Source organism: Dysgonomonas sp. PH5-45, assembly GCF_029893235.1.
In the GTDB taxonomy this organism is placed as follows: domain Bacteria; phylum Bacteroidota; class Bacteroidia; order Bacteroidales; family Dysgonomonadaceae; genus UBA1309.
In genome coordinates this window covers 1-12780 of sequence record NZ_JARXWE010000044.1, presented here as the reverse complement: position 1 = coordinate 12780, position 12780 = coordinate 1, and the positions used below count along the sequence as shown (strand labels likewise).

Below are 12780 nucleotides of genomic sequence, written 5' to 3'. Positions count from 1 at the left end.
TTGTCTATCAATTCGTATTGGATGAGCTTAAGCTGAAATTGAAGTCTGGATAATTCATCGGCTTTAGGATGAAATAGTGTTTTTTTTATTACTGACTGCTAAGCGCTTGAGTGCGTAAAATATTGTACTTTGACAAACTCCAAATTTCTTTGCTCGTTCGTATTGATAAGCATCAGGATTTTCCTCTACATCTTTGAGTAGAGCCTTCATGTCTATTTTTGTTGATGGCTTGTTGCGCTTTGTTTTAGGCTCAATACGCTGTTGCCATCTAAATAGTGTCCGAATGGGAATCCCAAACAGTTCACTTGTCTGCTGATAAGTAAGACGTTTATCTGACTTGATCTTAAATACTTGTTTGCGAAAATCTACTGAATAACTCATTCCCAAAGATACTAAAAATATGCCGATTTATTATGATTTAACTATAATTATCTTATCAAATGTGTGATTTACTAATAAATTTCAATCCCTTATTACAAGCCACTTGTAAATACCATAAATTCTTAATTCAAGAATTCGGAATTATTTAATTAGTGTGTATCTGTATTATTTTATAACTATGTACTCTCCTAATAAAAGCTAAAAAAAATCTAACCTAAATTCTAAAATTTAGAAGTTTTACAAATAAGTTCTAACATTAAAAACACTTAAAAAAAGAAAGATGAAAAAAATTTCTACTTTGTTGTTTTTATTAGCCGTGTTTTCGTATACGGTTAATGGACAAGGCTCTTTTACCACGTTTAAGAGCGCGGTGAGTGGTGTTGCTAAAACACAATCTGTGGGGATATCGCCCAACGGAAAGTATGTAACAGGGAATACCATTAGCGAAGAAAGTAAATACAAACACATGTTTGTATGGACATTGGAGGATGGCATTAAAGAATGGGATGCCAATAATGAAAATGAAGTAGGCGATGGTTCAAGAGCTTATTCAATTTCTAACACAGGTTTAGTATTCGGATTGGCTCCCAATCCTGCGGTTAAACCCTTTTCAGGTTTCTTAAATTCCAACACTGGAGACTCTATTTTTGCAAAAATGCCATCGGCCGCTTTTGCTAAGTATGGAGAAGACAAATGGGAATTCTTGCCAACGCTCCAAACGAGAGAAGATGGTGGTTATTCTTATGGATTTAGCGACTATGTGTATGCCGGAGCTGAAGAATACGATGGAGTTGTATTTGCTGTAGGGGCTATGCCTGTAAATGGCAAAATGACATCAGTTGTTCCAGTGCGTTGGGATATTCGTCTTGACGGAATACCAACATCAAGACCCAGAATATTTAAAATGCCTGAAGGTACTACCAGTGGGCGCGCTAAATCAGTAAATGCTTCCGCAGGTCTTGTAGGTGGAGAAATAAACTCAATACCAACACTATGGAACTCTTTTGATCTTGAAGAAATAAAAGGGCTATCAGGAAAAGGTTCTGTTACAGCATTCAGTTATAACGCGAATATGATTATCAATGATACTAAAGGCTATATGGTAATGGATATAGACAATAAAGGAGCATTGTACGATTTCGCAAATAAGACTTTGATTTATCTGCAAACAACACACGATGCAAACGGATGCTATCCTTTGGCAGTATCAGATAATGGAGTTGTAGTAGGTCATATTGGTGGTAAGGCTTATATGGGGAGTCCGTCTCCTAAAACAGCCTTTATCTATACCGAAAAAATGGGATTGAAGAAACTCTCTGATTTCTTAAGAGAAGCCGGAATAGATTATTCGGGTACTCTTGAGGCTGTTACAGGTATTTCGGCCGATGGTACTAAACTTGTAGGTTACGGAGGTGCAAACAGCTTCTATATTGAAATACCTGCCATAACAGAAGGTGCGTACCCTGCGCGCGGCATCAACCTTGAAAACAAAAAATATGGCGAAGTTACAGTTACTTGGACCGCTGCCCCTGACGATGCTGCTAATCCTCGTACAGGTTATAAGGTTTATCACAACGGAACATTGCTTGAAACTGTTGCTGCCGACGCAACATCTTACATTCACGCAGGTATAGCGGATGGCGAACACAAATATTATGTAACAGCGGTTTATGGCGATACAGAATCGAGACCTACCGCAACTGCATCTACAATGATGGCTAAAGCGGAATTCCCATTCTATGACGCATTCAATACTTATGGCGTAGGGTCGTTTGGTTCGCCCACAATGCCTCTTTCAACTGGCGGTTGGGATGTATCTTGGAATACAGTAGCATCAGCCGATAAAAGTTGGCAACCTTCTATCGGAGGTTTTTATCAAGGATGTTTGTTCTATTGGACTCAAACCACAGGAGTTTATAACGAATATGCTGCTTCTCCATACTTCGACCTCAGCGATGCTGAAGATGCATGGTTAAGTTTTGTAATACAGATTGCCGGAAATAATGTTGAAAACAATAACAAAGAATTTTTGGCAATCGAAGCATTCGACGGCCAAGAGTGGGTGGCTATAGATACTATCGAATGTAAAAGAACGCAAACTACCTTCCCTTATCTTAATTATGTTCCTTACAAGGTCGATTTGACAGAACAGCTTGCTGGAAATCCGAATGCCCGCTTCCGTATCGTTGCTTTTGGCAATGCAACAGAAACAGGTGGTGACGTTAACTGGAAAATTGATAACTTAGATTTCTACGATACTAAGCGCGCATTTGCTAAAGATGGTGTTTCTGCCGTAAGTGCGACACAATGGAAAAACGAAAACGACGGAAGTGAAGTTGTTTACATCAATTGGGCAGATCCTAATGAAACCGCACGCCTGCGTTACATAACCGGTGCCTTTGGCGATTGGTGGGCATCAAAAATAGGAAATGAAGGCGCGCCTTTCATTGCAGCCAATATGTATCCTGCCGAAGAGCTTGCAATATATGAAGGTTATAAACTGACCTCTATCTCGTTCATGCCTTCATACAACTCAAGCATTTCTTCGGCTGTCACTGCAAAATACAAATGGTTTGTATCGCAAGGTGGCGAGAGATTGTATAGCGAAGATGTTACTGGTGACCTTAAAGCTTTGGAGTATAAGACTATAGAGCTTGAAACTCCGATTGCCATAGACGTAAACAAGCCATTGTATTATGGTGTTGAAATCGTGTCTCATGGAATGGATGACCTTCCTATTGCTACTGCCGATGTATTCCATTATGTGCCGGAAATTCACCCTATAACAGGAGAGCCAACCGGAATGCATTGGGCTACATCGTATAACGTTGCCGATGGAAGAGGTAATATCTACTCGGAAGACGGTGGTAAAACATGGAAAACAATAGGCGCATACACAGGAGATGGTGGAACAGAAGTATATCAACTATTCGCTATCCGTGCCGAAATAATGAAAGATCCGGCTAAAGGTGTAAAAGACCGTATCTTGGGATATTCAATTTACCGTAATGGCATAGACATCTATCATGAAATATTTGAAGGTGACAGAGCTCTTTCTCCGATGACTACATTTATAGATGTTAATCCATTAGTGGATCAAGAAGCAACTTATGAAGTAGTGACAGAATATTTTACTTTGGACAAGTCTGAAGCTAAAGAAGTGAAGATAGTATTTACACCTAATAGCATTAATGAAAACGTAGACGCAAACGGCTTCATCACCGTTACGCCTACTCTTGCCGTAAACTATGTGAACATAGAAGGCGAGTTTGTTAAAGCGACAATGTATGATGTTAACGGAAAAGTTGTAGCCGAAACATCAAACAACCAGATAAGCGTAGGCAGTCTACCAGCCGGCACTTATATTGTGAAAATAAACACATCGAAAGGTGAAGTAACGAAAAAGATTATTGTTAAAAAATAATCAAGTAGTAGGATTCTCGTTTATAAAAACAGGTTGCCCGTGATGGGCAGCCTGTTTTGTTTTGTATGGATATATCTATTTTGTTATACTGAGTGTAACGAAGGAGGTCTTGAATGAAAATCACAGGGATTCTTTCTTTGTTCAGGAACAACGTTCGAGGAGCGTAGGCGACCCAATGACAAATACATAAGGTGTTTATAATAAGCGGACTGCTATAAACTCTCTAAATACACTACGAGTGATTATTGCAAATATCTTTTGGGTTAAGGCACATATAAGCTAAACGGTTTACGGCTGGTGTGCCATTAAATGTGCTGCGTGCTGAAACTAAAATTTACATTTCGTATCGCTAATGTTAAAGAAGTGTATAAGTATTCGTGGGGAAGGAAGTTATTAATTTTGTCTTTTCCAAACAAAAAGAAGGTAATAATGACTTTTTACAGATGAAAAATGACTCTGTCCGCAATATGCGTAATCTCTTATTACAAGCCGTTTGCAGGTGACATAAATTCTTAATTCAAGAATTCATAATTCTTCAATTAGTGCATATCTGGATTATTTTATAATTTGCATTCCGAAAATTATGTATTTTTATTTTACTTAATTCTAATAATTCTGAGAGAAAAATTTAAACAAGTTTTAATTTCAAAAACACTTAAAAAAAAGAAATGAAAAAATTATCTACCTTATTGTTTTTATTAGCCGTGTTCTCGTATACGGTTAATGGACAAGGCTCTTTTACCTCGTTTAAGAGTTCAGCGAATGGTGTTGCCAAAACAAAGGCAGCGGGGATATCTCCCGATGGAAAGTATGTAACGGGAACCACTTACAACTCGGACAACCTTGCAAAGCACATGTTTACGTGGACTGTAACCGATAACCTAAAAGAATGGGATGCCGGCAACGAAAACGTAATGGGCGAAGGCTCAATGGGATTCTCTATTTCTAATATAGGTATGGTATCGGGTATTGCTCCCAATCCTGACATTACAGCTTATGCCGATGCCGAATATGAGAATGGAGAACCTGTTTATGCGGCAGTGCGCACGGCGGCGTTGGTGACAGAAGGGGAGACAAGTTGGTCTTTCTTGCCAACGCTATCTGGCAGAAAAAATGGTGGGTATTCTTATGGCTATGGCGACTATGTGTATGCTTCGGCCGAAAGATACGGCTATGTAACCGCAACAGGTGGTATACCTGTTGAAGGTAAATATACAGCTAAGATTCCTGTTGTTTGGCAATTTTCTACCAGCGAGCCTAATGCTAAAGATTTATTGAAATTAACTTTACCTGCCGGTTTTACTTCGGGCGAAGGTAGATCCATAAGCGGAAGTATTCCTACCATTATAGCCGGATGGGTAGGTGTAGGTAACTTAAGTAATATTCCTGCAATATGGAAAGAAAACCTAACTACCGGAATGTTCGACTTTGTGCCAATAAACGACTTGAAAGGTGGCGGTAATGCTACTGGAGTAAGTAACAACGGAAATTATGTTGTTATGAATGTAAACGACAGAGGTGTTTTGTATGATATGACAAAAGAAGTATCTATTTATCTGCAAACAACACACGATGCAAACGGATGCTATCCTTTGGCGGTTTCAGACAACGGAATTGTAGTAGGTCACACAGGTGGAAAACCTTATATGGGAAATCCAACTCCTTCTACAGCGTTTATCTATACCGAAAAAATGGGATTGAAGAAACTCTCTGATTTCTTAAGAGAAGCCGGAATAGATTATACAGGTACTCTTGAGGCTGTTACAGGTATTTCGGCCGATGGTACAAAACTTGTAGGTTACGCAGGTGGAAACAGCTTCTATGTTGAAATACCTGCCATAACAGAAGGTGCGTACCCTGCGCGCGGCATCAGCCTTGAAAACAAAAAATATGGCGAAGTTACAGTTACTTGGACCGCTGCCCCTGACGATGCTGCTAATCCTCGTACAGGTTATAAGGTTTATCACAACGGAACATTGCTTGAAACTGTTGCTGCCGACGCAACGTCTTACATTCACGCAGGTGTAGCGGATGGCGAACACAAATATTATGTAACAGCGGTTTATGGCGATACAGAATCAAGACCTACCGCAACCGCATCTACAATGATGGCTAAAGCGGAATTCCCATTCTATGACGCATTCAATACTTATGGCGACGGTGCGTATGGACGCCCAGATATACCTCTTACTACCGGTGGTTGGGATGTTTCCTGGAATACAGTAGCAACAATGAAAGATAGTTGGGTTCCTTCTATCGGAGGTTTCTATCAACTGTGTATGTTCTTCTGGACTCCGATAGCGGGAACTTACAGCGAATATGTCGCTTCTCCATACTTCGACCTTAGCGATGCGGAAGATGCGAAATTACGTTTCGCGATATCAATTTTTGGTAATAGCGCAAACAATACATCAGAATTTTTGGCAATCGAAGCATTCGATGGCCAAGAGTGGGTAGCCGTAGATACAATAAGAGCTAACACTACAGCTTCTGTTGAACTAAATTATGTACATTACGAAGTTGACTTGACTGAGCAACTTGCAGGAAATGCTAATGCCCGCTTCCGTATTGTTGCTTTTGGCGATGCAACGGAAACAGGCGGTGATATTAACTGGAGAATTGATAACTTAGACTTCTACGATACTAAACGTGGTTTCAAAACAGAGCCGGTAGCCGCACTAAGTGCAAACGAATGGATAAATGAAAATGATGGCAGTAAAGTCGTTTATGTAAACTGGTCTGACCCAAGCGGCTATGCGCGTTTGCGTTACGAAACAACAGCATTTGGTGAAAATGGCTGGGGTGCAAAAATAGGAAACGAAGGCACGCCTTTCATTGCTGCCAATATGTATCCTGCTGAAGAGCTTAAAATACATGAAGGAGCTAAGCTTACCTCTATCTCGTTCATGCCTACATGTAATATTGATATTTTCCCGACTGTAGATGCAACATACAAATGGTTTGTATCGCAAGGCGGAGAGAGATTGTTCAGCGAAGATGTTACCGGCGACCTTACATCTTTGGAATACAAAACTATAGAACTTGAAAATCCGATTGCCATAGACGTAAACAAACCATTGTATTATGGAGTTGAAGTAGTATCTCACCACATGGACGACTATCCTATTGCGACAACAGACGTATTTCACTATGTGCCTGATATTCACCCTGGAACAGGTCAGCCAACCGGAATGTTTTGGGCTACATCGTACAACGTTGCCGACGGAAGAGCTAACATCTACTCTGAAGACGGTGGTAAAACATGGAAAAAAATAGGTTCATACACAGGAGACGGTGGAACTGAAGTATATCAATTGTTCTGTATCCGTGCTGAAATAAAACAAGATCCTTCTAAAGAGCTTTACGACCGTGTTATGGGATATACTGTATATCGTAATGGAAAAAACATCTATCGCGAAACATTCGAAGACGCAAGATTGCTTGCTAAATTGAATACTTTCATCGATCCTAATCCGCTGATCGACGAAGAAGCTACTTACCAAGTAGAAGTTCAATATGCTACCCTTGATTATTCTGATGCTAAAGAAGCGAAAATACTTATCACAAGCGAGGGCATAGGTGAAGAAAATGTAAATGCAAACGGTTTCATCACTGTTACTCCTACTCTTGCGGTAAACTATGTGAACATAGATGGCGAGTTTGTGAAAGCTACAATGTATGATGTAAACGGAAAAGTTGTTGTTGAAACATCAAACAACCAAATAAACGTTAACAGCCTGCCTGCAGGAACTTATATTGTGAAAGTAAGCACATCGAAAGGTGAAGTAACGAAAAAGATTATTGTTAAAAAATAATCAGTAGTAGAATTCTCGTTTATAAAAGCAGACTGCCCGTCACGGGTGGTCTGCTTTGTTTTTATAAACTGTAATAACCCAAAAGGGGGAGTGGAAAGTTTCTGATTATTGGTCGTAAAGCATACCTTCTAAAGGAGGTGCTACGATTACGGTTTTAGATTTGGGAACTGTAATTTTAAGTTCCGTGATAATTGCATTTTCGAGATTTACGGTTGCAGGACTGAGGTACAGGTCTGTGCCCGATACTTTGTATTGAAGCGATTGTTTTTCGGCTTTCCATTGAGCAAAGCTGCTGTTACGGGCAAAGACCATCTTTTTTGCCTCCAGCTTGTAGTCGGTTTGTGTTGTATCGGTAGCAGCTTCAACCCTTATCCATGGCAGGAACGACAACGAGCGCTTTTTTCCGTTGTCGGTACGGAAAAACTGCCCTCCGTTGTTCTCCCAAAGGAACTCACTTTCTATACGTGTATATTCTTTGCCCGGTTCTTTTTCTATTTTATAATATTCCGGCGCAAGCTTTACGAAAAGAGTATCTGAGCCGGTTGTAACATTGTGTACCTCATCAACTTCACTACTGTGAGCGTACTGGCTTGCTGTTTTTATACCCGTAGCCAACAAGTAGACAGATGTTCCAACCCATACAAGAGTGGCCACTCCGCATATAACCCAATCGCGTTTTTTTATCTTACTAAGAAGCTTTATCCCCAGATAAAAGAATATAAAAGCGGGAATAAGCATGGCGGCGATGAGCGAAAAACTAATGCCGAATGTATCCAGATTGACGATACCCAATACATCGCTCAATGAAAATGGATATTCAAAAAAGCTCCAGCAAATGAATGCTACGGCTGATATCAGAAAAGAAATACCTATTAATATCATAATTATACTGATTATTACTTTTATTATTAGAAGAGCCGTTGTTCCGGCTTTCGATCCCGTAGGGCTATAATACACCCGGTTTTTATCCTTATTTAGAACATTCTCTACCGTGGGGTCTAACCCCATCATTGCCAGTCGTTGTGGCAATGTTACGGCCTTAGGCATGGCAATCCAGAGGATGATATATGCCAAGATTATGAATCCGTTTATGTCTAAACCACGCCCGTTAGAAAAAGCGATGGGCGTTGTGACGAGCAACAGCACCACAAATGCGATGCGGATAAAAACAGGATCGACTTTGAAATAGTATCCCAATCCGCTGCAAACGCCACCTACAACCGAGTTTTCGGGGTCACGGTACAATCTGCGGCGGGTAGCGGTTTTAGATGGTTCTTCCACCGGGTGGGAGTCGTTGTCAGATTCTTCTCCGGCGGCAGGGGCATCATCAAAATCGCTTGGGTTACCCATTATGCGGGCAACTTCTTTTGCTTCGGTTAATGTTACCACCGTTTGCGGATTCTTTATTTTTATGAGAAGAAGCTCACCCATGCGGGCTTCTACATCGTTTATTATTTCTTCGCCTTCCTCATGGTTCTTGTAGTGGTCTTTCAATGTATTGAGGTATCCGTCCAGCACCATGTAGGCATCTTCGTCTATACTGAAGGCCATGCCTCCTATACTTACCTTTAATGTCTTTTTCATAATAAGTAATGTTATGGTTTGGAGAAAGTTATTTATTACGTATATGTTCGATGGTACTCACCAAATCGGCCCACACTTTGTCCAGTTCGTCCAGAACGGATTGTCCTCGCTCGGTTATTGAATAATATTTGCGGGGAGGCCCTTGTGTCGATTCTTCCCACCGGTAGGAGAGTAGTCCTTGATTTTTTTGCCTCGTCAGTAGCGGATACAGTGTTCCTTCTACCACAATCATTTCCGAATTTTTCAACTCGTTAATGATAACCGACGCATAGGCATCGCCTTTCGACAGGATGCTCAGAATACAATATTCGAGTATCCCTTTGCGCATCTGCGCTTTTATGTTATCTATATTTACAGGTTCCATATTACTGTTTTTTTCTTTGTTATCTTTTACCTTATTTCGTTATCCAATTTTTTTAAGATTTACCATACATGGCTGTGTATCGGCGTATGTTTTCGGCTGTTGGTTGCACGCCCCGTAGTTCGAGCTTTTGCGCCACGGTTTGCGCCACAGGCATTGCAATCCACAAGGCGATATATAAAACAACCGTTGAACCATAGCAAAAAACCAATACAGCAAAAATGATGCGTACCAAGGTAACGTCTATGTCGAAATAGGTTGCGATACCACTACATACACCGGCAATCTTTTTGGAATCGGAATCACGATATAGTTTGCGATAGCGGTTGTTGCGCATAAATGGAGCTTCTTCGTCGGGTTGCCATTTTTTTTCTTGCGAAGACGAACTTGCATTTTCTGCTGCTGACTGTTGTTCAATATCACCCAAACAATCAATTACTTTATCCACTAATTTTGAATCTACTACTTGGCTGGGGAATCTCAATTCCTTCTGAAATATTTCAGCGATGCGTATTTCTACATCTTCCATCACTTCTTTTACGTCTTCCGGATTGTTTATTGTTTTTTCGAAACGGGATAGATAACCCTTCAACTGAATATAGGCATCGTCTTCTATCGAGAAACTTATGCCGCCCATATTTACATCAATTACTTTTTTCATGACTCCTTATTTTTATATTTATTGTTTATACCTTGAATTATGTATTGCAAATATATGTATTTATTTTAGTACTATGCAATACATAATACTATATAGATTGTATTTTTAAATAATCTATACTATGTATAATGTTTTGTATATAAATGCATTATATACAGCAGTGGAAATTTTGCAAATAGGTGTGTTTGACTTTATTTAACATTACGGATATCCCCTTATACCCTAAAAATAGGTTGACTTGCTTAGCTACCGGAATATTTATTAGATTTGAAAACAATCTTGAAGATACCGCAGGAGGAAATGGCTAAGATTGAGGAGAAAATAGACGAAACATACGTTAAGATAGATGAATAACAAAAGCTTCTTAGCACCAATCTTAATAAAAACAGCCCCGATGCCATTCGATTGTGGATACGGTTTAGTTTTCTTACATTTGCATATAGCAAGAAAAATAGCGGAATATTTAGATGGATAATTATATAGTCTCGGCACGGAAATATCGCCCCTCAACCTTCAAGTCGGTAGTTGGGCAAAAGGCTTTAACTACAACCCTGAAAAATGCCATAGCGAACAATAAACTGGCGCATGCCTACTTGTTTTGTGGGCCAAGAGGGGTGGGTAAAACAACTTGTGCCCGTATTTTTGCCAAGACTATAAATTGTTTTTCACCAACATCCGATGGCGAAGCATGCAATCAGTGTGAGTCGTGCCGGGCGTTTAACGAACAACGGTCGCTCAATATTCATGAACTGGATGCTGCCTCCAACAACTCGGTCGACGATATTCGCTCATTAATAGACCAAGTGCGTATTCCTCCCCAGATAGGGAAATATAAGGTCTATATCATCGACGAGGTGCACATGCTTTCGTCTGCGGCGTTTAACGCTTTTCTGAAAACCTTGGAAGAACCTCCGCACCACGCTATATTTATTCTGGCTACTACCGAGAAGCATAAAATCCTGCCCACAATTCTGTCGCGTTGTCAGATATATGATTTCAGTCGTATAAGCATACAAGATACTGTTGAACACTTGCAATATGTTGCATCGCAGGAGGGCGTCACAACCGAAGTTGATGCTTTGAATGTGTTGGCCCAGAAAGCTGATGGGGGAATGCGGGATGCACTGTCTATCTTCGATCAGGTAGTGAGTTTCACTGGCGGAAATGTTACTTATAGGGCGGTTATAGAAAATCTGAATGTGCTCGATTATGAGTACTATTTTAAGTTGACGGATGCCATTCTTCAAGGAGATGTTCCCGAAGGACTACTCATTCTGAATGATATACTGAATAAGGGGTTCGATGGAAACAATGTGATAACGGGTATAGCTTCGCACTTCCGTGACTTGATGTTATGTAAAGACGCCAGAACAGCCGATTTATTTGAAGTTGGTGCATCTATTCGTCAGCGATACATTGATACAGCTCAAAAATGTCAGCTTGATTTTCTCTACAAAGCCATAAATTTGGTAAATGATGCTGATTTAAACTATCGTTTGAGTAAGAATAAACGGCTATTATCAGACCTAACGATAATTAAATTATGCCAGTTGGTTTCGGGTGAAGAAAACAGCGAAAAAAAAAAGTCTGAGTTAAAGCCTATACATATTCAAGAACCTCAGCCTGTACCAAATATTACACCAACACAAGCGGAGGCTTCCTCAGAGCATCTTGCTACGACCATCCCCGTTCAACAACAGAGGGTTATTGTTAGAAACAAACCTCAGGAAACACCTAAAACAGAGGGTGGAGTAAAAAAGGTATCTGGTTTGGGCGTGTCTATATCATCGGTTTTGAATCCTACGGTGAAGGAAGAAAAAACGGTAGAGGAAAATATTGTAGAGATGTCCGAATCGTTCACTCCTATACAATTGATACAAGAGTGGAAAACATATGCCGAAGGGTTGACCGAAGAACATCATCTTAAAAATACGATGATTAGTTGTTTGCCTAATCTTGTAAATCGCGATACCTTCGAGGTTGTTGTAAACAATCCTATGCAAGAACAACGCTTATTGGAAAACAGTGTTGGTCTTTTGGCAAATCTGAGGGATAAGCTTCACAATACTCATATCGTGATGATGGTGCGGGTTAGCGAAGATAACGAAAAGAAACTGGCTTTCACTAATATAGAACGATATAACCTGATGAAGGAACAGAATCCGAGCATACAAAGATTGAAAGATGAATTCGGATTAGAATTCTCATAAGATAAATATTTCGAAAAAAATCGCTCAAAATATTTGTAGATAAAAAAAAACGCAATATCTTTGCAACGCATTTGAGAGGAAATGCACTCCTAATAAGTAGGGGCGTTTAGCTCAGTTGGTTCAGAGCATCTGCCTTACAAGCAGAGGGTCGGCGGTTCGAATCCGTCAACGCCCACGTGAAAATCAAAGACTTACAGTAAATTGTAAGTCTTTTTTCTTTTATGTGTACATACAATTTGCATACAAATCAGGGGTCAGCGGATTTTCCCGGTTGATAAACCTTATCACATATCACGAATATATCCTATCTTTGTGGGCATGAATCCCGAGAAGTTATTAGGAGC

At 40.1% G+C, this 12780-nt stretch carries 7 protein-coding genes and 1 tRNA gene; 4 read left to right on the top strand and 4 right to left on the bottom strand.

The window, feature by feature from the left end:
• Window positions 1–63: 63 nt before the first annotated feature.
• Window positions 64–381, bottom strand: a complete 318-nt coding sequence (locus M2132_RS11380) for an IS630 transposase-related protein (protein ID WP_280673634.1) — start codon at window positions 379–381, stop codon at window positions 64–66.
• Between the two features lie 280 nt (window positions 382–661).
• Between M2132_RS11380 and M2132_RS11375 the strand changes: the two genes are divergently transcribed.
• Complete coding sequence (locus M2132_RS11375) at window positions 662–3805, top strand: T9SS type A sorting domain-containing protein (protein ID WP_280673636.1); 3144 nt, start codon at window positions 662–664, stop codon at window positions 3803–3805.
• Window positions 3806–4473: 668 nt separating this feature from the next.
• Window positions 4474–7620 carry a T9SS type A sorting domain-containing protein gene (locus M2132_RS11370; RefSeq protein WP_280673638.1) on the top strand — a complete coding sequence of 1049 codons (3147 nt, stop codon included), beginning with the start codon at window positions 4474–4476 and terminating at the stop codon, window positions 7618–7620.
• Window positions 7621–7725: 105 nt separating this feature from the next.
• Here the strand turns inward: M2132_RS11370 and M2132_RS11365 are convergent, their stop codons facing one another.
• The 3 genes from M2132_RS11365 to M2132_RS11355 are packed head-to-tail and all read right to left on the bottom strand — an operon-like array spanning window position 7726 to window position 10226.
• Window positions 7726–9204: a PspC domain-containing protein gene (locus M2132_RS11365; RefSeq protein ID WP_280673640.1), complete on the bottom strand. Its 1479-nt coding sequence runs from the start codon at window positions 9202–9204 to the stop codon at window positions 7726–7728.
• 28 nt (window positions 9205–9232) lie between these two features.
• Window positions 9233–9568 carry a PadR family transcriptional regulator gene (locus M2132_RS11360; protein ID WP_280673642.1) on the bottom strand — a complete coding sequence of 112 codons (336 nt, stop codon included), beginning with the start codon at window positions 9566–9568 and terminating at the stop codon, window positions 9233–9235.
• Window positions 9569–9620: 52 nt separating this feature from the next.
• Complete coding sequence (locus M2132_RS11355; RefSeq protein ID WP_280673644.1) at window positions 9621–10226, bottom strand: PspC domain-containing protein; 606 nt, start codon at window positions 10224–10226, stop codon at window positions 9621–9623.
• 467 nt (window positions 10227–10693) lie between these two features.
• Here M2132_RS11355 and M2132_RS11350 point away from each other — a divergent pair, with 467 nt between their 5' ends.
• Together M2132_RS11350 and M2132_RS11345 are read left to right on the top strand one after the other, a co-directional pair.
• Complete coding sequence (locus M2132_RS11350) at window positions 10694–12436, top strand: DNA polymerase III subunit gamma/tau (RefSeq protein ID WP_280673646.1); 1743 nt, start codon at window positions 10694–10696, stop codon at window positions 12434–12436.
• Window positions 12437–12536: 100 nt separating this feature from the next.
• A tRNA-Val gene (locus tag M2132_RS11345) sits at window positions 12537–12611 on the top strand.
• The last annotated feature ends 169 nt before the right edge of the window (window positions 12612–12780 follow it).